18 protein-coding genes are annotated in these 20,939 nt (G+C 69.7%); 6 read left to right on the forward strand and 12 right to left on the reverse strand.

Annotated elements, in window-relative coordinates:
* On the reverse strand, nucleotides 1–999 hold the full coding sequence (gene rfbB / locus RWH43_RS01505; RefSeq protein ID WP_316000480.1) for a dTDP-glucose 4,6-dehydratase: 999 nt from the start codon (nucleotides 997–999) through the stop codon (nucleotides 1–3).
* On the reverse strand, nucleotides 999–1,868 hold the full coding sequence (rfbA, locus tag RWH43_RS01510) for a glucose-1-phosphate thymidylyltransferase RfbA (protein WP_144828884.1): 870 nt from the start codon (nucleotides 1,866–1,868) through the stop codon (nucleotides 999–1,001). The genes rfbB and rfbA overlap by 1 nt, the downstream gene beginning before the upstream one ends.
* Before the next feature lie 131 nt (nucleotides 1,869–1,999).
* Between rfbA and RWH43_RS01515 the strand changes: the two genes are divergently transcribed.
* From RWH43_RS01515 to RWH43_RS01530, 4 genes are read left to right on the forward strand one after another with little or no spacing between them, the layout of a single operon-like run.
* Nucleotides 2,000–4,723 (forward strand): LGFP repeat-containing protein, encoded by a 2,724-nt coding sequence (locus tag RWH43_RS01515; RefSeq protein WP_316000481.1) that lies wholly within the window; start codon nucleotides 2,000–2,002, stop codon nucleotides 4,721–4,723.
* Nucleotides 4,724–4,763: 40 nt separating this feature from the next.
* Entirely contained in the window at nucleotides 4,764–5,495 is a 732-nt protein-coding gene (locus tag RWH43_RS01520) for a glycosyltransferase family 2 protein (protein ID WP_144828890.1), read from the forward strand.
* Entirely contained in the window at nucleotides 5,492–5,923 is a 432-nt protein-coding gene (locus tag RWH43_RS01525; protein ID WP_144828893.1) for a DUF2304 domain-containing protein, read from the forward strand. Before RWH43_RS01520 ends, RWH43_RS01525 begins: the two co-directional genes overlap by 4 nt.
* Nucleotides 5,916–7,157 carry a polysaccharide biosynthesis protein gene (locus RWH43_RS01530; protein WP_316000482.1) on the forward strand — a complete coding sequence of 414 codons (1,242 nt, stop codon included), beginning with the start codon at nucleotides 5,916–5,918 and terminating at the stop codon, nucleotides 7,155–7,157. The genes RWH43_RS01525 and RWH43_RS01530 overlap by 8 nt, the downstream gene beginning before the upstream one ends.
* On the opposite strand, the gene RWH43_RS01535 is transcribed toward RWH43_RS01530, so the two are convergent.
* The 7 genes from RWH43_RS01535 to RWH43_RS01565 are packed head-to-tail and all read right to left on the reverse strand — an operon-like array spanning nucleotide 7,147 to nucleotide 15,997.
* On the reverse strand, nucleotides 7,147–8,247 hold the full coding sequence (locus tag RWH43_RS01535) for a glycosyltransferase family 4 protein (RefSeq protein WP_316000483.1): 1,101 nt from the start codon (nucleotides 8,245–8,247) through the stop codon (nucleotides 7,147–7,149). The genes RWH43_RS01530 and RWH43_RS01535 overlap by 11 nt on opposite strands.
* Nucleotides 8,248–8,263: 16 nt before the next feature.
* Complete coding sequence (locus RWH43_RS01540) at nucleotides 8,264–9,364, reverse strand: acyltransferase family protein (protein ID WP_316000484.1); 1,101 nt, start codon at nucleotides 9,362–9,364, stop codon at nucleotides 8,264–8,266.
* Nucleotides 9,361–10,497: an NAD-dependent epimerase/dehydratase family protein gene (locus tag RWH43_RS01545; protein WP_316000485.1), complete on the reverse strand. Its 1,137-nt coding sequence runs from the start codon at nucleotides 10,495–10,497 to the stop codon at nucleotides 9,361–9,363. Before RWH43_RS01545 ends, RWH43_RS01540 begins: the two co-directional genes overlap by 4 nt.
* Before the next feature lie 41 nt (nucleotides 10,498–10,538).
* Nucleotides 10,539–11,453 (reverse strand): glycosyltransferase family 2 protein, encoded by a 915-nt coding sequence (locus RWH43_RS01550; RefSeq protein ID WP_316000486.1) that lies wholly within the window; start codon nucleotides 11,451–11,453, stop codon nucleotides 10,539–10,541.
* On the reverse strand, nucleotides 11,443–13,389 hold the full coding sequence (locus RWH43_RS01555; RefSeq protein WP_316000487.1) for a DUF6541 family protein: 1,947 nt from the start codon (nucleotides 13,387–13,389) through the stop codon (nucleotides 11,443–11,445). The genes RWH43_RS01550 and RWH43_RS01555 overlap by 11 nt, the downstream gene beginning before the upstream one ends.
* Nucleotides 13,386–14,315, reverse strand: a complete 930-nt coding sequence (locus RWH43_RS01560) for a glycosyltransferase family 2 protein (protein WP_154096040.1) — start codon at nucleotides 14,313–14,315, stop codon at nucleotides 13,386–13,388. The genes RWH43_RS01555 and RWH43_RS01560 overlap by 4 nt, the downstream gene beginning before the upstream one ends.
* Entirely contained in the window at nucleotides 14,309–15,997 is a 1,689-nt protein-coding gene (locus RWH43_RS01565; protein ID WP_144828914.1) for a glycosyltransferase, read from the reverse strand. Before RWH43_RS01565 ends, RWH43_RS01560 begins: the two co-directional genes overlap by 7 nt.
* 160 nt (nucleotides 15,998–16,157) lie before the next feature.
* Here RWH43_RS01565 and RWH43_RS01570 point away from each other — a divergent pair, with 160 nt between their 5' ends.
* Both RWH43_RS01570 and RWH43_RS01575 read left to right on the forward strand, forming a co-directional pair.
* Nucleotides 16,158–17,024: an ABC transporter permease gene (locus RWH43_RS01570; RefSeq protein WP_144828917.1), complete on the forward strand. Its 867-nt coding sequence runs from the start codon at nucleotides 16,158–16,160 to the stop codon at nucleotides 17,022–17,024.
* A 7-nt stretch (nucleotides 17,025–17,031) separates the two neighbouring features.
* Complete coding sequence (locus tag RWH43_RS01575; protein ID WP_154096041.1) at nucleotides 17,032–17,754, forward strand: ABC transporter ATP-binding protein; 723 nt, start codon at nucleotides 17,032–17,034, stop codon at nucleotides 17,752–17,754.
* 80 nt (nucleotides 17,755–17,834) lie between these two features.
* Here RWH43_RS01575 and RWH43_RS01580 read toward each other — a convergent pair whose 3' ends face one another.
* From RWH43_RS01580 to purE, 3 genes are read right to left on the reverse strand one after another with little or no spacing between them, the layout of a single operon-like run.
* A complete protein-coding gene (locus RWH43_RS01580) occupies nucleotides 17,835–18,938 on the reverse strand; it encodes a glycosyltransferase (protein ID WP_154096042.1) in 1,104 nt (367 codons plus the stop codon).
* Entirely contained in the window at nucleotides 18,935–20,398 is a 1,464-nt protein-coding gene (locus tag RWH43_RS01585) for an LCP family protein (RefSeq protein WP_316000488.1), read from the reverse strand. The genes RWH43_RS01580 and RWH43_RS01585 overlap by 4 nt, the downstream gene beginning before the upstream one ends.
* Nucleotides 20,395–20,862 carry a 5-(carboxyamino)imidazole ribonucleotide mutase gene (gene purE / locus RWH43_RS01590; protein WP_144831809.1) on the reverse strand — a complete coding sequence of 156 codons (468 nt, stop codon included), beginning with the start codon at nucleotides 20,860–20,862 and terminating at the stop codon, nucleotides 20,395–20,397. The genes RWH43_RS01585 and purE overlap by 4 nt, the downstream gene beginning before the upstream one ends.
* Between the last annotated feature and the right edge of the window lie 77 nt (nucleotides 20,863–20,939).

Genomic DNA, 20,939 nt, shown 5'->3' on the forward strand with positions numbered 1-20,939 from the left:
TCACTGTCCCTTGCTGGCGTAGAACGCTTCGACGCCGTCTTTGGCGGGCGCCCACCACGCCTCGTTCTCGCGGTACCAGTCGATGGTCGCGGCAAGACCCGACGCGAAATCACCGTAGGTGGGGGTCCAACCCAACTCAGTGCGGAGTTTGGTGGAGTCGATCGCGTAACGCAGGTCGTGACCGGGACGGTCGGTGACCAGGTCGTACGCGTCAGCGGGGTGCCCGGTGATCTGGAGGATCATCTCCACCACGCTCTTGTTGTCTTTCTCCCCATCGGCACCGATCAGGTACGTCTCACCGATCCGGCCTTTGTCGAGGATGGTGAGCACGGCGGAGGAGTGATCGTCGGCGTGGATCCAGTCGCGCACGTTCTCACCCTTCCCATACAGCTTGGGGCGGATGCCGCGCAGCACGTTCGTGATCTGGCGGGGAATGAACTTCTCCACGTGCTGGTAGGGGCCGTAGTTGTTGGAGCAGTTGCTGATGGTGGCCTGCACCCCGAAAGAACGCACCCACGCCCGCACCAACAGATCCGACCCCGCCTTGGTGGAGGAGTACGGAGAGGAGGGGTTGTAGGGGGTGTTCTCGGTGAACCGGGCCGGGTCATCGAGTTCGAGGTCGCCGTACACCTCATCGGTGGAGATGTGATGGAACCGCGTCTCGTGACGGCGCGCAGCCTCCAGCAGCGTGTAGGTGCCGATGATGTTGGTGTCCAGGAACGGACGCGGATCGTGCAGGGAGTTGTCGTTGTGCGACTCGGCGGCGTAATGCACCACCGCATCCGCCTCCGCCACCAGGGGATCCACGACGCCCGGGTCGGCGATGTCGCCCACCACCAGACGCACCCGATCCTCCGGGAGACCGGCGAGGGAGGCCTTGTTGCCGGCGTAGGTGAGCTTGTCCAACACCGTCACGGTGTGATCGGTGTGTTCCACGACGTGGTGGACGAAGTTGGATCCGATGAACCCGGCACCGCCGGTGACGAGAAGGTGCGCCATCAGCGGCCTCTTTCCAAAATCTCCAACAGGTACGACCCGTACCCGGACTTCACCAGCTTGTGCGCACGCTCGGCGACCTCGTCATCGGTGAGGAACCCCTGCCGCCACGCGACCTCCTCGGGCACCCCGATGCGCAGGCCCGTACGCCGCTCCATCGTGCGGACATAATCCGCGGCATCCGTCATCTGATCGAACGTGCCGGTGTCCAGCCACGCCGTCCCCCGCGGGAGGACCTCCACCTGCAGCTTCCCGCGACGCAGGTACTCGGCGTTGATGTCGGTGATCTCGTACTCCCCCCGAGGAGAAGGAGCGAGGTTGCGGGCGATGTCGATGACGTCGTTGTCGTAGAAGTACAACCCCGGGACGGCGTAATTCGACTTCGGGGACGCGGGCTTCTCCTCCAGAGAAACCGCCTTGCCGTCGTCGTCGAACTCGACCACCCCGTACGCCGAAGGCTCCGCCACCCAGTACGCGAACACCGCGCCACCGTCGACGTCGGCGTAGCGCTTGAGCTGCGTACCCAGACCGGGACCGTAAAGCAGGTTGTCGCCCAGGACGAGGGCGACCTTGTCATCGCCGATGAAATCGGCACCGATCGTGAACGCCTGCGCCAACCCATCGGGCGACGGCTGCTGAGCGAACTGCAGGTTCACCCCGAACTGCGACCCATCCCCCAGCAACCGCTCGAAGAACGGCGCATCATGCGGGGTCGTGATCACCAGAATCTCGCGGATGCCGGCGAGCATCAACGTCGACAACGGGTAGTAGACCATCGGCTTGTCGTACACCGGGATCAACTGCTTCGACACGCCCAAAGTGATCGGATGCAGACGCGTGCCGGAACCCCCGGCGAGAATGATGCCCTTCACGCGTCAATCGTGCCACAGCGGTCGCAGCCGCCCCGGCAGCGGGGCACGTGACGACCCGCCGAGTGCTCATATATCACCAGTCTCTCGGTTCACGGTGGTATTCACCCGTCACGTCCGTCACAATAAGGCGGGTGACCGAACGCATCTCCGGCCTGGCCGCGCGCATCTTCACGGCCTCGCTGGCCACGATCGCGCTCGTGGCGTCTCTCGCCCTCGCCGGCGCGCCCACCTCGGCGTCCGCGGCCGACGCCGCGGTCGCGGCCCCCCAGGCGGCCGTCTCGGCCATCGACCTGCGCCCCGCCGCCGACATGTCGCTCTTCCGACCGGGCAACATCATCTCGGACGAGGTCTTCTTCGACTCCACGACGATGACCGAGGGACAGATCGACTCCTTCCTCAAGGGCAAGGTGTCGAAGTGCCAGTCGGGCTACACCTGCCTGCGCGACTTCCGGCAGAACACGGCGACCCGCACGGCCGACACCTATTGCGACACCTACACCGGGGCGTCGTCGGAATCCGCCGCGCGGATCCTGTCGAAGGTCGCCACCGCGTGCGGTCTCAACCCCCAGGTGCTCATCGTCATGCTCGAGAAGGAGCAGGGCCTCATCACCCACACGTGGCCGTCCGACTGGCGCTACACGATCGCCATGGGGCAGGGCTGCCCCGACACCGCGGCGTGCGACACGCGCTACTACGGCTTCTTCAACCAGGTCTACGGTGCGGCCCGCCAGCTGAAGATCTACTCGCAGAACAAGTACTTCACCTACTACGCCCCCGGCAAGACGTGGAACATCCGGTACAACCCGAACGCCTCGTGCGGCTCGTCGCCGGTGTACATCCAGAACCAGGCCACGGCGAACCTCTACTACTACACGCCGTACCAGCCCAACGCCGCGGCGCTGCGGGCCGGGGCCGGCGAGGGCGACTCGTGCTCGGCGTACGGCAACCGCAACTTCTTCCGCTTCTTCACCGACTGGTTCGGCAGCACCACCACCCAGCGCGGCGCGGCCATCACCCGCTTCTGGCAGGACTCCGGCGGCGCGAGCGGCTGGATCGGCGGATCGACCGGCGCGATGACGGAATGGCCCGGTCGCGGGTGGTCGCAGCGCTTCGAGAACGCCGACCTCTACCTCAAGAACGGCACCACCGCCGTTCAGGCGACCGTCGGCGGCACGCGCACCGAATACCGCGCCGTCGGCGAGGCGAACAGCGGCCTGGGTTGGCCCGCGGGCGCGGTCTCGCGCGCCTTCGGCGGCTGGTACCAGGACTTCGACTCGGGTCGCATCTACGTCCGCCCCTCGGACGGGCGCGGGTTCGCCGTGGCACCCCCGATCAGCGACACGTACGAGAAGGCCGGAAATGTCACGGGCACCCTCGGGTGGCCGTCGACCCGGGCCTACTCCTTCTCGGGAGGCGCGCGGCAGGACTTCGCCGGCGGCAGCATCTTCCAGGGCCCCACCGCCACCACCGCCCTCAGCGCGGCGTGGACGACGGTGTACACCAAGGCGGGCGGAGTCGCCAGCGTGGGCTGGCCCACCGCCGTGGCCAAGGTCGACGCCGGTCAGTACGTGCAGTTCACCGCCGGGCTGATGCTGCGCACCAGCGCCAACGACCGCTTCACGGTCCGCGGCGAGATCTACCGCGGCTACGCGGCGGCCGGCGGCATCTCCGGCGCGCTCGGCGCCCCCATCAACAACGAGAAGGCCACCACGGGCGGCTTCATGCAGCGCTTCGAGGGCGGCTCGGTCTTCGCCACGACCAGCGGCACCTTCGCCGTGACGGCGCTGTCGAAGGCGCTCACGGCCGCCGGGACCAGTTCCACGGTCGGTCCCCCGACCGGTCCGCAGGTCGGCTCGAACGGGTCGTACTCGCAGGACTTCGGCGCGACCACCCTCACCACCTCGAAGAGCGGCAACTACGCCGTGGCCGGGGTCATCGGGCGCCAGTACCGTTCGCTGGGTGCGGCGAACAGCTACCTCGGCGCCGCGGTGGGGCCCGAGAAGAAGGTGGCCGGCGGGGTGATGCAGCAGTTCCAGGGCGGTCGCATCTACTGCAGCACGTCGACGACCGTCGACGTGCCGGCCTCGATCGTGATGCCGCTCGATGCCGCGGGTGGCGTGCAGGGTCGCCTGGGCATGCCGACGGGCGCCTTCCAGACCACCGAGCGCGGCAAGAGCCAGAGCTTCCAGGGCGGCGAGGTCTGGGTCAACGCGGACCGCTCGGCCTCCGGAGCGATCGTGGGGGCCATCTTGAACACGGCTCGCGCAGCGGGCGGCTTCGCCGCTCTCGGCGCCCCCACCTCTGTCGAGCGTGAAGAGGCGTCCGGCTGGATCCAGCCGTTCGAGTCGGGCGTGGTCACCGTCGCGCGCACCGGCTTCGCCACCGCCGTCACGGGCGCGGTGTGGAAGAACTACCGCGACAACGGAAAGGTCGACGCCTACGGCTTCGCGACGGGTCCGCTCGCCACGGTCGCGACGGGGTGGAAGGCGCAGCCGTTCGAGAAGGTCACGGTCTACGTCGGCTCCTCCGCCACGTACGTCACCCGCGGCTACATCCGCACGGTGCACCTCCAGCAGGGCGGTGCGGGCGGCGTCCTGGGCATTCCGGTCAAGAACGAGTACGCGACGGCCGGCGGCTTCCGCCAGGACTTCACGGGCGGCAGCATCCTCGTGTCCGCCAAGGGCGGCTTCGTCACCCGCGGGGCGATCCGGGCGGAATGGCTGCGTCGCGGGGGTGAGAAGGGCTCGCTCGGATGGCCGATCGAGAACGAACGCTCGGGTGACGGTCAGTGGTCGCAGCGGTTCGAGAAGGGCACGCTCGTGCTCAGCGCCGACGGTTCGTTCCGCGTGCAGTGACGCGGGAGCGCACGGGCCCGGTTGATAGGCTTCAGGCACCATGACCCGTCCCGCTTCCTCCGTGCTCGTCATCGTTCCCGCATGGAATGAGGAGCAGAACGTCGGCACGACCGTGCGCGAGATCCTCGCCACGGGTCGCGACTACGACGTGGCCGTCGTCGACGACGGATCGATGGATGCCACGGCCGCCGTCGCCCGCGAGGCCGGCGCGATCGTGCTGTCGCTCCCGTTCAATCTCGGCGTCGGCGGCGCGATGCGCACCGGCTTCACCTATGCCAAGCGCATGGGCTACGAGCGCGCCATTCAGGTGGATGCCGACGGTCAGCACAACCCGGCCGACATCGACCGCGTGCTGGCGGGCCTCGAGACCGCCGACATCTCCATCGGTGCGCGCTTCAGCGACGTCGGCGACTACCAGGTGCGCGGACCCCGCAAGTGGGCGATGAAGCTGCTCGCGGCCATCGTGTCGCGCGTCGCCAAGACGCGCCTGACCGACGTCACGAGCGGTTTCCGCGCCGCCGGCCCGCGCGCGATCGAGCAGTACGTGCGGTACTACCCCGCTGAGTACCTGGGCGACACGCTCGACTCGCTCGTCGCCGCCTGCCACTCCGGCCTCACCGTCACCCAGGTCGCGGTCGCGATGCGCCCGCGCGCCTTCGGACGCCCCAGCCAGGGCGCCTGGGGATCCACGGTCTACCTGCTGCGTTCCGCGTTCGCGCTGAGCCTGGCCATCATGCGACGACCCACCGGTCGGGAACGGGGGCCGGTGTGATCGTGTTCTTCGGCATCGTGCTGGCACTCGTCCTCATCGTCGTGGTGCTGGCGCTCCTGCTCACGCGCCGCCTGCGCGAGAAGTACGCGGCGCTGTGGCTGGTCATCGGCCTCGGCGTTCTGGTGCTCGGCATCTTCCCGCAGCTGCTGCAGGGACTCACCCGCGTGCTCGGGGTGGAGCTGCCCGCCAACCTCCTCTTCGCGATCGCGATCGTGCTGCTCCTCGCCGTCGCCCTGCACCTGTCGTGGGAGCTCTCCCAGGCCGAGGACGAGATCCGGCGCACCGCCGAAGAGGTGACGATCCTGCGCACGCAGCTCGAGCACCTCACCGCGCGCGTCGACGCGCTCGACGCACCCTCGTCGCCGCGCGCACCCGAGCCGACGACGCCGGAGCGTCCGACGCCGGGTATCGAGCAGACGGGTGTCTGACTCCCCCACGCAGGCTCCCGCGAACGGCGGCGGACTCACCTGGATCCTCGGTGCGACGGTGGTCGCCGGCGGCCTCGGGTACTTGATCCAGGCCGCGGTCCCGGCGTTCCTCACGGGTGAGCAGTACGTCGTCTTCAGCGTCTTCTGGTCGGTCGTGTATCTGGTCGTCTCGGGTCTGGCCGGCGTGCAGCAGGAGACCACGCGCGCGTCGCGCTCGAGCGACACGGGTCGGGGGTGGCCCATCCTCCGGCGCTTCGCGTCGATCTACGCGGTCGGGGCGGCGCTGGTCATCGCCGCGTCCGCGTTCTTCTGGGCGCCGCGCGTGTTCGGCGACCACGCCGTCGCCCTCGTCGCCGCGCTCGCGGCCGCCGCGGTCGGCTACACCTTCGTCGCCGTCATCAGCGGGGCGCTGTACGGCGTACGCGATTGGCGCGGCGTGGCCGGCATGACGGTGACGGATGCCGTGCTCCGCGCGATCACGGTCGGTGTCGCCGTCGTACTGGGCCTCGGCGTCGCCGTGACCGGATGGGCCGTCGCCCTGCCCTTCGCCGCCGCGGCCGCGATCCTGTGGATCGTCACGGGGCGCGGCATCCGGAACCGCGTCGAGGTCGACGCGACGCTTCGCGTGCTGCTGCGCCAGAGCCTGCAGACGGTGGGGGCCTCGATCGCCACGGGCGTGATGATCTCGGGACTGCCGTTCCTGCTCGGTATCGCTCCGCTGGGCGTCGACGCCGCTCTGCTGGCCTCGCTGATCCTCGTCATCACGCTGACGCGCGCCCCGCTGGTCATCCCCCTGCTCGCGCTGCAGAGCTATCTCGTCGTGACGCTCCGCGACCACCCGGCGCAGGCGCGTCGACGCGTGCTCACGTGGGGGGCGGGCCTGCTCGCCCTGACCGCGGTGCTGGCCGGGCTCGCGGTGTACGTGGGTCCGTGGGTCGTCGGCCTGCTCTACGGCGAGCGGTACGAGCTCCCCTCCGGCGCGTACGCCGCGATCGTCGGCAGCGCGGGCCTGACCGGTCTGCTCTGCATCACCGGACCCGCCGTGCTCTCGGCGCAGCGGCACACCGCATACCTGGCGGGCTGGGCGACGGCATCCGTGGTCACCGTGGCGACGCTGTTCGTGCCGATCGACGGTCTGACCCGCGTTCTCGTCGCTCTCGTGGCCGGACCGATCGTCGGCGTCGTCGTGCACGCCGTCACCATCGCCCGACGGCGCCCGACTGCTACCGCGTGAGGCCGAGGGCGGCGTCGAAGCTCGCCCGGGTCTCGCGCGCCGTGCGCTCCCAGGTGAACTCCGCCGCGCGAGCGAGACCGTCGACGCTGAGCCGCTGACGCAGGTCGGCGTCCGAGCAGACCTCGTCGATGGCGGCGGCGACGGCGCGGTCGTCACGGGCGTCGAAGTAGCGCGCTGCGGGCCCGCCGACGAAGCGGTGCACGTCGATGTCGCTGAGCAGCACCGGCACGCCCGCGCCCATCGCCTCGAGCGTCGGCAGCGAGAACCCCTCGGCGAGCGACGGGATCGCGAGGGCGGTCGCGGTCGAGTAGAGCTCCACCACCTCGGCATCGTCGACCCATCCGCGCAGCTGCACCCAGTCGTGCATGCCGGTTGCATCGACCTCCGCCGTCAGCGGGTCGTCACCGCGCCCTCCGGTGATGATCACGCGGGGTCGACGCTCCGCCGGGATCAGCGCGATGGCACGGATCAGCGCGCCCCAGTTCTTGTGGGGACGACGATTGCCCATCGCCAGGATGAACGGCCCCGCCTCGCCCGCGCGCGATCGATCGACGCCGGTCGGGGAGCTCCCCGCGAGCGGCACCACGTCGAGGGTGTCGCGGGGCACACCGAGGAAGCGCACGATCTCGTCGGCCGAGGTCGGGCTGATGGTGACGATGCGCGCCGCGTTGCGGGCGGCGACCTTCTCCATCCACTTCACCGGTGCCGTGTACAGCGGGGTCGACATGTACTCGGGGTGCGACCAGTAGAGCATGTCGTGCATCGTCACGACGGTCGGCATCGCGGTTCGACGCGGGCCGAGGGTCGCGGGGGCGTGCACGAGGTCGACGCCCTCGGCGCGGGCGGCGCGGGCCACCTGGGTCAGCTCGCCCCACGCCCACAGGAATCGGTTCTCTCCGCTGATGCCCGATTCGATGATGCGACCGGGGAACCACGAGCGGTCCAGCGTCGCCCCCTCGCGGCTCAGATAGCCGATGTACTCGTAATCGTCGTCGAGTTCACCGAGGGCGCGGTACAGGTCGCGGGTGTAGGTCTCCATCCCGCCCTTGGTACCGGAGTAGGACAGCAGGTCGACGAGCACGCGGGGCACGATCAGCCAGCCTACGTCAGGAGCGCTGCGCGTCGCGGGCGGCTCCCGCGGCAGCCCCCGGCACGGCGGCGGGGCGCACCCACCGCATGGCCCGGCGCTCGACCAGGATCCAGCTCAGGTAGGCCAACGCGAAGGTGAGCACGACGGTGATCAGGATGTAGAGCGGGAAGAACATCGACGCCCCGGCCACGAGGACGACGAGCTGCTGCACCGGCCACGCGTAGATGTAGAAGCCGTACGACACGTCGTTGCGCGCGATCCACCGCGGCTGCGGGATGACCGACGACAGCCAGAGCAGTCCGTACGCGAGGAAGGGCGCCGCCGCCTGTCCGCCCCAGCGCGGCACGAGGAAGATCAGGGCCAGCGCGACGGCCAGAGCCCCGATCGCGACCCACGCGTTGATACCGGCGCGCTCGACGATGAAGAAGACGAACGCCCCGCCGAGGAAGAACGGCGCGAGCTTGGCGAGGAGGAAGAAGCTCTCGTCGAGCCCCCACCGCTGCGCGAACTCCACACCGATCCAGACCATCAGGCTCAGCACGAACGCGACGCCCGCGAGCCACGGCGACCGGCGGAACACGGCGAGACCACCCAGCAGCCAGACGAGCACGTAGCAGCAGAACTCGTAGAACAGCGTCCACAGCGACCCGTTCCACGCTCCCGGATAGGGCACCGACTGCAGCGTCGTGCCGATCGAGTAGTGGTCGATGTAGAGCGTGATGTTGCCCCAGATGTACTGCAGCGGCGTGAGGGGCGTGCTGAGGAACCCGGCGAGGGTGCCGTGCTCGATGAGGGCGGCGACCGGCGCGAAGACGAAAGCGGTGACGACCAGGCACACCACGAAACCCGGGAAGATGCGGGCGATGCGGTGCAGGAGGTACTCCCCCGGCGGCGTGCGCAGGCGACTGCGTGTGATCAGGAAGCCTGAGAGCACGAAGAAGCCCGCGACCGCCCACCCGCCCAGGTTCTCGCCGTGCAGGTGCGGGCCCTCGCCGCGCCCCGCGATGTAGAACGCGTGGGCGACGAGCACGAGCGCGGCCAGGATCAGCCGGAACAGGTTCAGGCTGTTCGCACGATAGGGGTACGGCGTCCCGCGCAGGGCGGTGGCGACGCTCACTTCAGGAGGTTTCGCGAGGCCATCTCGTCGAGCGAACGCTTGTAGCTGTCACCCTCGACCGGCTGGGTGAGGACCCACTGCACGAACTGCTCGACGCCGTCGCGGAACGACACCGACGGCGTGAAACCGAGGTGCTGCTGCAGGGCGGTGGTGTCGGCGAAGTTGTGACGGATGTCGCCGAGGCGGTAGTTGCCCGAGACGCGCGTGGGCACCTCGGTGCCGAACGCCGCGAACAACGCCGAGACCACGTCGTGGACGGTGGTGGCCACACCCGAGCCCACGTTGAGCACGTGCCCGCCGGCCGCGTCGTGGGTCGCGGCGAGGAAGGTGGCCTCGACGACGTCGTCGATGTAGACGAAGTCGCGGCTCTCGAGGCCGTCTTCGAAGATGTTGATCTCTTTGCCCTGGCGGATGAGGGTCGAGAAGATCGAGAGGATGCCCGTGTACGGGTTCTTCAGCGACTGGCCGGGGCCGTACACGTTCTGGTAGCGCAAAGCGACCGGCTGGATGCCGATCGTGGGCGCGACCGTCATGATCAGCGACTCCTGCATCTGCTTCGTGATGCCGTAGACCGACGAGGGGTGCAGGCGGGCGTCCTCCGCCGTGGGGATGAGCTCGAGGGCGTCCTCGCCCTCGACGTGCACCTCGAAGTCTCCGGCGGCCATGTCGGCGTCGGCCCGGTGCGAGGGGTAGACGGTGCGGCCGTCGGCGGTGCGGTACGCGCCCTCGCCGTAGATCGACCGCGACGACGCGATGACGAGGCGGTGGACCTCGTTCTCCTCGTTCGTCAGCAGGTCGAGCAGCTTCGCGGTACCGCCGACGTTGGTCTCGACGTAGCGGTCGATCTCGTACATCGACTGGCCGGTGCCGGTCTCGGCGGCCAGGTGCACCACGACGGTCGCGCGCGCCAGCGAGCGACGCAGGTCGTCGGTCGAGGTGACGGTGCCCTGGATGACCTCGACGTCGTCGGCGATCGAGCGGAGCATCGGCGACGTGGTCGCGGGGTCGTCGCCGTGCACCTGCGGGATGAGCGCGTCGAGGACGGTCACGGTGTGCCCCGCGTCGACGAAGCGCCGCGCGAGTCGTGAGCCGATGAACCCGGCGCCGCCGGTGATGAGCACGTGATCGGGCAAGAGTTCTCCTGGAGTTCGGTGCGACGGGAGGCCGACGCCGCTCAGAGCGCGAAGATGTGCGCGACGGTCGATTGTATCCCGGCACTCGTTCCGTGCCGGATGACCCCGGGCAGCTCGGCGAGGCCGTGCAGACGCGACATCACGCGCACGCGCGCCGTGTTCGCGGTGCGCGACCAGCCCTTCGCGGCGGCGAGCTCGCGGGCGGTGCGGTAGTACGCGCGCTCGTCGCGGAAGCGTCGACCGTCGAGCAGCGTCTTCTGCGACGCGCTGGCGCCGTGACGCCGGTACGAGAACACCAGCTTGGGGTTGTAGGCGAGCACTCCCCCGTCGAACGCGATGTCCATGAGCAGGGCGAGGTCCTGGATGATCGGCAGTCCCTCGCGGAAGTCGATGCGTCGCAGGGTCTCGGTGCGGAACGCGAGCGAGGGCCAGTACAGCCAGTCACCGCGGATCAGGCTCGTCGCCATCGCCTCACCGCGCAGCACCGCGATCGCTCCGTCGCCTCGTCGGCGCGGCGCGAGCAGCCCCGTCTTGACGCGATCGACCAGCGGACGCACGACCGTGCCGTGCTCGTCGATCACCTGCGCGCCGGGCTGGATGACATCGGCATCCGGAACCGCCCGCACGGTCGAGCGGATCACCTCGAGGTAGGTCGGGTGCAGAAGGTCGTCGCAACCGAGGATCACGAGGTGCTCCGACTCGGCCCGACGGATCGCCTCGCGGTAGTTCTCGGTGATGCCGAGGTTGTGCTCGTTGCGCACGTAGGTGACGCGGGGATCGACGATCGCGGCGAAGTGCGCGGGCACCGACCCATCGGGATAGCAGTCGTCGATGACGGTCAGCCGCCACGACGGATCCGTCTGCGCGAAGACCGACTCCACCGTGTCGAACAGCAGCTGCGGGTCGCCCCAGAAGGGCACGATGATGTCGATCGGCTCGACGGCGTCAGCGGCCACAGGCGGTCACCTCGTAGAGACGGGCGGTGCCGACGGAGTCGACCAACCGCAGGGACGGCGATTTCGCGGCGCCCGCGAAGCCGGGGAACGAATGGGTCGCACCGTGCACCTCGTGCGTACCGAAATCGAGCAGATAGTCGACGTCGGTGGCCTCCACCGCCGGGCACACGCTCGGGTCGTCGTCGGCGTCGACCAGGTCGTCGTTGACGACCTGCATGTCGGGCGAGACGTCCATGAGCAGGTGGGGCATGAGCACGCGCCGGTCGGCGAGGGCGTAGGCCAGCCCCGTTCCCGTCCACGGGTTGCCCGCGATCACGGCGTCTTCGGGCACCAGCTCGGGGAGCTTGTCGATGAGGGCGAGCTCGTCCGTCGACACCAAGGCCGAGTCGGGGGTGACGCGGTAGCCTCCCGACGCGCCCACGACCGCGTCGCGCACGGCCACGAGCTGGCTGGCACCGACCACGACCACCGCGACGGCGACCAGGGCGGCGACGGCGGCGCGCGGAGTCATCGAGGTGCGCTGCACCAGACGCGCCAGCACGGCGGCGACGACAGCGACGCCGTAGGCCGCGAGCGGGATCGCGATGAGCGGGATCAACGCGGCCAGACGCGGGGCGTTGTTGTACCAGGCCGCCGTCAGCAGATCGCGGAGGTTTCCCCAGGGGAACGCGGATGCCGCGATGTACAGCACCGCGAACACCACCAGCGTCACCAGGGCGTACACCTCGATCAGCCGGCGCGAGCGGACCGCGGCGATGACGCCGATCCACATCAGCACGGCGAGCACGATGGGCACGGCTCCGCCCGACAGGCCGAGCGTGGCGACCTCGCCCATGGCCTGACCGAGCGTCTCGGTGATGGGCCACCCGCGCGCCTCGAGCGGCGGGCGCAGGATGCGCCAGGCGACGAACGCGACGACGAGCCAGACCGCCGAGCCCGACAGCACGAGGATCGCCGCGCGTCGCGCGGGCCGGGTGCGCAGGTAGGCGAAGACGGCGAAGAGCAGCGCGAGCGTGCCCGCGAACAGCCAGCCCACGAACGCGCCGGGGTGGAACAGCGCCAGGCCCGGCAGCGAGCCGACGAGGAAGAGAACGACGACACCGCGCGACGCGCCGTTCTCGGGCGCGCGCAGGCCGAGTGCCGACAGGGTCACGGCGAGAACCGCGGGCAGGGCGCACACCGCGAGGAAGAACGGGTACAGCACGCCGTAGTCGATCATCAGCAGCGGGAAGGCCGGAACCCCGGCCGCCAGCACGCCCGCGGCCGCCAGCACGACGGGGCGACGACCGAACAGGGCGGCCGAGAGCAGCACCACGCCGGCGGGCCAGACGAGGGCGGCGCCGGCGATCATCACCGCGTTGGAGGCGACGGGGATGGAGCAGCCGACGAGCTGCACGACGAGAGCGACGCTCGCGTGCCACCCGGCCGGGTAGAACGGCACGCCGCCCGAGGGGCTCGTCATCTGGCCCACGTGCAGCGGCGAGGCGTTCTGGGTGTCGAGGATGAAGCGCGTCGCGTTGAGGTGGAAGACGTTGTCGAAGCTCTGGGAGAAGTCGCTGGGAGCGCCGACGACGTACACGAGCTGCGCGGTGAGCAGCACCGCGCCCACGACGAGTCCGCCGATCGTCGCGACCGACGCCCACGGAACGGAGACGGCGGATGCCGAGCGCCCGGCGCGGAAGAAGAAGCCCACCACGGCCGCGATCGCGATCACCACGACCGCCACGATCAGCACGGGCACGATCGACCACGGCATGCCGATGAGCGGTGCCACCACGGAGGCCAGACCGATGACGGTCAGCGACGCGGGGGCGGCCACCGCCCACGCGAGCAGTCCGCCCAGACGCGCGGCGCGCGCGGCGGCGTAGCCCGGCACGATCAAGAGGGCGGCCGCCACCAGCAGGGCGGGGACGGCCGCGAACCACTCCCCGATCACGCGGCCGCTTCCTCCGCGAGCTCGCGCTGCGGGCGACGCTCGGGGTACTCGATCTTCGGGTTGAACCCGATGCCCGCGAACAGGCGGCCGAGGAGCTTGGCCCGTAGCGGCAGCGAGACGCGTCCGCGGTGCAGGCTGACGAACAGGCGCGCACCGAACTCGAGGAAGTACAGCAGGCCGCGGTGGTGCAGCTGGTACGACGCCTCGTTGCGCACGCCGTACGCGAACTTCCACACGCTCTTGGCATCCACCATGCTGAAGTTCACACCGCGGTTCTCACCCATGTCGTGCACGACGACGCTGTCCATCACCTGCACGCCCGGGCACCGCCGCGTCAGGCGCAGGGTGTACTCGCGGTCGTCGAACCAGATGAAGTAGTCGCGGTACGGCAGGCCGTACTCGGCGATCGCCCAGCGCGGGATCAGCACGCTGACGAACGAGCAGGCCGTGACCATGACGTTGGACTGCCCCTTGACGAGCAGACGCGCCCAGTCCCACGTGGGGACGGGGTTGTTCATCTCGCAGATGTTGCCGTCGATGTACTCGACGACCGAGCACGCGAACGGAACGTCGCCGCCGAGCTCCGCCACCGACTGCTCGAACCCGCGAACGAGCGCCTCCAGCGCCTGCGGGCGGGGGTAGCAATCGTCGTCCATGATCCACACGTGGTCGGCACCCGAGGCGTACCCGTGCACCATGCCCTCGGCGAAGCCACCGGCGCCGCCGGAGTTCGTCGCCATCGTCACGACCTCGTAGGGCAGCGTCCACTCGCGCTCGAGCAAGTACGCCGCGGTGCCGTCGGTCGAGGCGTTGTCGATGACGAACACCTTCGCGGGTGCGTGCGTCTGCGCCTCGAGCGAGGCGAGCACCGTCTTCAGCTTCTCGAGTCGGTTGAACGTGACCACGACTGCGGCGACCGTCACCATGAGCCCACCTCCTGTGCGAACCAGCTGCTCGCCGTCTGGGCGGCCAGGAGCCGCTTCTCTGCTTCTCGTTCGTCTGTCCACAGCTGGCGGCGCGCGTCTTCGTCGGCGGCGAGCCAGCGCACCTTGTCGGCGAGACCCGCCACGGCGCGGTGGACGTTGCGCGGCACGAGGGCGCGCGCGGGGACCAGGTCGGACTGCGCGCCCACGTCGGTGGACACCACCGGCACACCGTGCGAGATCGCCTCGAGCGTGGTGAGGGTCAGTCCCTCGTTGTGGGAGGTGACCACGAGCAGGTCGCTCTCGGCGAGGGTGTCGTCGACGGGCACGCGCGAGGAGCGCCGCTCGATGCGGTCGACCAGTCCCTCGTTGCGGATGATGTCGTCGATCCAGGCCGACATGTCGCCGTCTCCGTGCAGGATGAAGCGCATCTCGGCAGCGGCGTCGCCGAGGCGGTTGACCATCTCGACGAAGACCTCGGGGGCCTTCTGCCGCGCCGTGCGTCCCACGAAGGCCACCGTGAAGGGAGTGCCGTCGCGGCGCGGGCGGAACTGCGCGTCGCGGGGGGCGACGGTGAGGCCGCCGAGGGGCGCCATGACGACCTTCGAGGCGGGCACGCCCTGCACCTGCGTCATCCACCGCTTCAGCGACGGGGAGATGACGTGGTGCGCGGTGATCACGCCGTCGACCATCACGCTCGAGACGGGGAAGCCGCCACCGCGGTACTCGATCACGTGCGTCGAGTCGACGATGGGGATGTCGGGGCGCGAGCGCCGGATCCAGTGCAGGCGGTCGTACAGCCACTGGTTGTGGTGCACCACGACGCCGCGGATGTCGAACGAGCGCAGCAGACCGCGCAGCAGCTGCTCGACGCCGGGCGTCTGCGAGCGGGCGATGTGCTCCGAGAAGGGGATGATGACGGCGCCGTCGAGCTCGGCGCGCGTGATCCACGGCTGGTGAGAGTCGCGGCCGCTGATCACGATGGGGAGGAAGCCCGCTTCGCGCACCAGTCGAATGGTCTCGAACGCCCAGCGCTCGGCGCCGCCGAGTTCGAACCAGTGGATGCCGATCAGGACAGCGGGGATGGCCCCCTCTTCGGCGGGCCCGACCGGCACGATCTCGCTCGTGGCGTGATGCCCCTTGCCGGTGAACTCCTTGTCGTACTGACGACGGGCCGCCGGCTTGGCGTAGCTGCGGCGATGGCGCAGCAGCTCGAGGTCGCGCGCCTCGTCGTAGAGCAGAGGAGTGCGGGCGCGCACCGCGCGCAGAACGCGACGCAGCGGATCGCGGGCGAGGTGGCGGGGCGGGTCGAAGTCGAGGGCGGCGTCGCTCGAGACGTAGAGGTGGCGCTGCGGCAGATCGATCATCGCGTCGGCGACGGCCTCGGCGCGGATGTGGCGGCGGTCTTCGGGCTCGACGGTGCTGCGGAAGCGCAGGCTGTAGAGGCGCTTGCGGAAGATGCGCGACAACCCGTCGAAGGTGGCGTCGTCGGTCGTGCGCGGCTCGAGCTCCCACGTGCCGTCGTAGACGTGCGCGTCGATCTCGCGACCCGGGGCGGTGAGAGCGTGGAAGTTCAGCGCTCCGACCAGCAGTCGACGCTCTCGCTCCGACAGCTCGGTGGGGACGTCCGCCTCCGCCGTCAACTGGAAGAGAGCCGGTTGGCCCAGGACGCTTTCGAGTTTCACAGCGAGGAGAGTTCTTTCTTCGTCGGGCGGGGGGCGACCCGGTGATCCTAGCAACCCACATGGGGGGCTCCCTGTGGGCGACCGGTTAGGATCGAGGGCGGCCCGTTCCGCGCCGGGGCTTCCCGCCGCCCCTCCCCCATCCACTGCCTCAAGGAGGGCAATGTCCCGCAGATCGCCCGAGCCCTCCGTGCTCACGCAACCGGGCGGAAGCGTCGGACTCCTCGACGTCTTCCGACGGCGGTACCTCCTGTCGCTGATCGTCCGCAAGGAGATCCAGATCCGCTACCGCGGGTCGGTCCTGGGCTGGCTGTGGTCGTACGTCAAGCCGCTCGTGCAGTTCGTCGTGTTCTTCCTGGCCATCGGCGTCTTCCTCGGCATGAACGGCCGCGTCGAGTTCTTCCCGATCTACCTGCTCGCCGGCAACACGATCATCACCTTCTTCAACGAGGCGTTCTCGAACGGCACCCGCTCGCTCATCGACAACGCCGCCCTGATCAAGAAGATCTACCTGCCGCGCGAGATGTTCCCGGTGTCGAGCATGCTCATCGCCGCGGTCAACACGCTGCCGCAGATCGTCGTGGTGCTCATCATCGCGATGATCTTCGGCTGGGCGCCCACTCTGCTGCACATCGGGGCCCTGCTGCTCGCCCTCGTGATCATCGCGCTGCTGGCGACCGGACTGGGGCTGCTCTTCGGAGCCATTAACGTCACCTTCCGCGACGCGCAGAGCTTCGTCGAGATCATCGTCATGTGCGCCGTGTGGGCCTCGCCTGTGATGTACCAGTGGGAGATGGTCGCCAACCAGGTTCCGCACTGGTTGTTCGTGCTCTACCGGCTGAACCCGCTCACCGTCGCCGTCGAACTGTTCCATTACGGCGTCTGGTACCCCCTCGACCCGCAGGGCGGACAGGTCCTCCCCGGCCTGCTCGCGTACTCGGGCGTCGCCGTCGTGGTCTCGCTGACCTTCCTCCTCGTGGGCCAGCTCGTCTTCCGCCGTCTGGAGGGTCGCTTTGCCCAGGACCTCTGATCACACCATGACCGAGCCGAGCGTCGTGGTCGACGAGGTGCACAAGGACTTCAAGCTGCGCCACACGCACAGCATCAAAGAGACCTTCCTCGCGGCCGTGCGCCGCAAGCCCCTCACCACCGACTTCCACGCGCTCGACGGCGTCTCGTTCTCGATCGCGCAGGGCGAGGCGGTGGCGCTGCTGGGCTTCAACGGCTCGGGCAAGTCGACCATGCTCAAGCTCATCTCGGGCGTGCTCAGCCCCGACAGCGGTGCGGTGCGCACCCGCGGGCGGGTCGCGGGTCTCATCGAGGTCGGCGCCGGCTTCCACCCCGACCTGTCAGGGCGCGAGAACATCTTCCTCAACGCCGCGATCCTGGGCATGACCAAGCGCGAGACCGAAGAGCGCTTCGACGACATCGTCGCGTTCAGCGAGATCGAGAAGTTCATCGACACCGAGGTCAAGCACTACTCCTCGGGCATGTTCCTGCGCCTGGCGTTCTCGGTGGCGATCCACACCGAGGTCGACGTGCTGCTGATCGACGAGATCCTGTCGGTCGGTGACGAGCCGTTCCAGCAGAAGTGCCTGGCCCGCATCCGTCAGCTGCACGACGCGGGCAAGACGCTCGTGGTGGTCAGCCACGACCTCGACATGGTGTCGAACCTGTGCGGTCGCGGCATCCTGCTGCGCGAGGGGAACGTGGCCTTCGACGGCGACAGCAAGCGCGCCGTCGAGCTCATGCGCCAGTAATCTCACCCGATCGCGCGGCGAGCGTCACGCGGAGACGGCACGCGTTTCACCCCGGTGGGGACTGATCCGGATGCCGTGACTCAGAGCTCGGCGTGCAGGGCCCATACGCGCTCGGCCAACGCCGGCCAGGCGAAGCCCTTCGCACGGTCGCCCGCGAGCACGCGCAGCCGGTCGGCGTCGTCGCCCAGGGCGCGCGCGAGGGCGGGGCCGAGTGCGTCGGAGGTGGCGAAGGCCGCGGCATCCGCCAGCACTTCCCGATGCACGGGGGTGTCGAGCGCGACGATGGGCACGCCCAGCGCGAGGGCGTCGACGGCCCGCCACGGCCAGTCGGTGCGGGAGCTCGCGGTGACGAAGGCTTTCGCGTGCGAGAGCACCGCGGCGCGGTCGAGAACGTCGAGCGAGCCCCGCGCATGCACGCGCGCTGCCGTGAGTCCGGCGGCGACGGCGAGATCGCTCACCGCGGCCTCCTCGCCCTCGGGCACGTCGAGGACCACGACGTCGAGGTCGGCGCCCGCCTCGGCGATCGCGGCGAAGACGGAGGAGAGATCGTCGGATGCCGCGGTGGCCCCGGCCGCGGCGATGAACGACGACGGCAGATCGAGGTGGCGCAAGCGCCCCACGGCGTCGGTCGGCACGCGCAGGCCGGCGGCGGGGGCTCCCCCCAGCACGCGCACCTTCTTCGCGAGCTTCGGCTTGGCCATCTCGGTGAGGCGCTCGGCCATCGCGTGCGTCGGGACGATCACGGCGTCGGCGTGCTTACCGATCCGCGAGAGCAGGGCGCGCGCGGCGAGGACCTCGGACTTCGGAAGCTCGTCGGGGGTCTCCCACGCGCGCAGCTCCCAGAGGGTCACGACGATCTGGTGCGTCTCGTTGACGCGGTCGTGGCGCACGAGCGGGGCGAGGGCCGTGGGCGAGTGGATGAGTCCTTTGCCGATCCCCGGCGCCACCCCGAGCTGCCACGACGCCGCGAGCTCGCGTCGACGCACGGCCAGACGGGTCTCGGAGCTGAGCCCGGCGATGGGCTGGTCGTCGCCGAGACCCGGTGCGGGCGTGATCGCGGCGACGTCGCAGCCGCGTGGGGCGGTGGCGACGAGCGCCTCGGTCAGCGACGCGGACGCCTCGGCGAGATCGCGCGAGGTCGGAGCGACGAGTTGATCGAGGACGACGCGGAGGGTGACGGTCACGGCGCGGGGCTCTCCGTTTCGGTCGGGGGGTGCAGCTTGTCGTGCACCATCTGCTGCACCTGGGCGTAGTCGGGGTCGAACTCGTCGACACCGCCCGCGGGGGTGAGCTCGAGCGTGCCGACCGGCTGGTCCTTCGCCTTGAGCGCGAGGTTGACGAGCGTGGGGGCGATGAGGCCCTGCGGCAGGTCGGTCTCGACGAGGCTGGTGGTGCTGTTCGCGACCTCTTGGAAGTGCGTCAGCACGTTCTGCGGGGTGAACTGCGAGAGGACCGCCTCCTGCAGCTCGCGCTGACGGCGCATGCGGTCGAAGTCGCTCGTGGTGTAACGCGAACGGGCGTACCACTGGGCCGTATCGCCGTCCATGTGCTGCTGGCCGGGTTCGATCCAGCCGAACGCCCAGTCGTCGACGGGCTGGCCGTCGTAGGCGGGTCCCCCCTTGGGCAGGCGCTCCTGCACGTTGATGTCGACCCCGCCGAGCGCGTCGATGACGTCGGCGAAGCTCTTCATGTCGATCAGGACGTAATAAGGAATCTGGATGCCGAGGATCCCCTCGGCCGCATCCTTCGTCGCCTCGATGCCCGGCTCGCTGCCCCGCTCCTTCGTGCCGGGGTACAGCTTGTTGCCGTCCTGGCAGATCTCGACCTCGGTGCGCAGCTGGTTGATGCCGCTGCCCCACCCGCACGTCGCGTTGGCGTAACCGGTGTGCCCGTTCGGGTACTCGTCCTGCATCGGCCCCGGCGCGAAGGGGAAGTGCGGCATGTCGCGCGGGATGCCGGTGATCGTCGTCGCCCCGGTGTCGGCGTTGATGGAGACGACCGAGATGCTGTCGAAGCGCATGGAGTCGCGGCCCTCGCCCGAGTCCGCGCCGAGCAGCAGGATGTTGTAGTACCCGTCGGAGGGCGGGACCACCGCCGCCGACTGTGCGAACAGCTGGGAGAACGCGTCTCTCGTGGTGCCGGCCGCCTGCGCGGCCCAGGCGGCGCCCGAGCCCGACAGCACGAGCAGACCGACCGAGACGATCGTCATGGCGATGCGCGCGATCGGCCCGACCCGCACGAGCCGCACGAGCCGCAGGGTGTCGATGGTGAGAACGACCCACAGGGCCGCGTACGCGAGGAGCACGATCTGCACGATCGTCAGCGGAAGCGGACGGAACCACGACAGGAAATCGGGGATGAACGACCCGGTCGCGAGGGCGAACAGCACGCTCGGCGACAGCAGCGCGAACAGGCCGGTCAGCACGAGCACGGTCCACATCAGCAGCGTGGCAGCGAGCCCGAATCGGCCGAGTCGGCGATTGCCGGCCACCACCTGCGCCGACCCGGGGAGAACGAAGTTCAGCACGACGAGCCACCATCCGCGGCGCGTCATGACCTCGGTCGAGGTGGCGTCGGGGTGTCGCAGCGGCTGTGCGTCGACGAGTCGCTCCTGCGCGCGCGGGCGCGGAGCCGCGAGGGTCACAGGGAGTCCTTCAGGCGGCGGTTCTTCTCCTCCACCTGCTGTTCGAGGTCGCGGGCGTAAGCCTCGACGCGGTCCGCGATGTCGGCGTCGGCACTGCCGAGGATCCGCGCCGCCAGCAGACCGGCGTTCTTCGCCCCGTTGATCGAGACGGTGGCGACCGGGATCCCCGCGGGCATCTGCACGATGCTCAGCAGCGAGTCGAGACCGTCGAGGGTGGCCAGCTGTACGGGCACGCCGATCACGGGCACCGAGGTGACCGAGGCCAGCATGCCGGGCAGGTGCGCCGCTCCCCCGGCCCCGGCGATGATCGCGCGCAGTCCGCGGCCCCGGGCCTCGCGGCCGTAGCGCACGAGTTTGTCAGGAGTGCGGTGGGCCGAGACGACCTCGACCTCGTGGGGGATGCCGAACTCGGTCAGCACCTGACTGGCGGCGTCCATGACGCGCCAATCGGAGTCGGAGCCCATGACGACGCCGACCACGGGCGTCTCGGAGGAATGCAGCGGCCGGGTCACCGGTCCAGGCTAGGCGCGCCCGCTGAAAG

Source organism: Microbacterium algihabitans, assembly GCF_032464975.1.
GTDB classification, from domain to species: Bacteria; Actinomycetota; Actinomycetes; order Actinomycetales; family Microbacteriaceae; genus Microbacterium; species Microbacterium algihabitans.

Coding starts and splice junctions, on each gene's coding strand:
- rfbB (WP_316000480.1), bottom strand. CDS start 999: ATGGCGCACCTTCTCGTCACCGGCGGTGCCGGGTTCATCGGATCCAAC.
- purE (WP_144831809.1), bottom strand. CDS start 20,862: ATGGGCTCCGACTCCGATTGGCGCGTCATGGACGCCGCCAGTCAGGTG.
- RWH43_RS01575 (WP_154096041.1), top strand. CDS start 17,032: ATGACCGAGCCGAGCGTCGTGGTCGACGAGGTGCACAAGGACTTCAAG.
- RWH43_RS01560 (WP_154096040.1), bottom strand. CDS start 14,315: ATGGTGACGGTCGCCGCAGTCGTGGTCACGTTCAACCGACTCGAGAAG.
- RWH43_RS01570 (WP_144828917.1), top strand. CDS start 16,158: ATGTCCCGCAGATCGCCCGAGCCCTCCGTGCTCACGCAACCGGGCGGA.
- RWH43_RS01520 (WP_144828890.1), top strand. CDS start 4,764: ATGACCCGTCCCGCTTCCTCCGTGCTCGTCATCGTTCCCGCATGGAAT.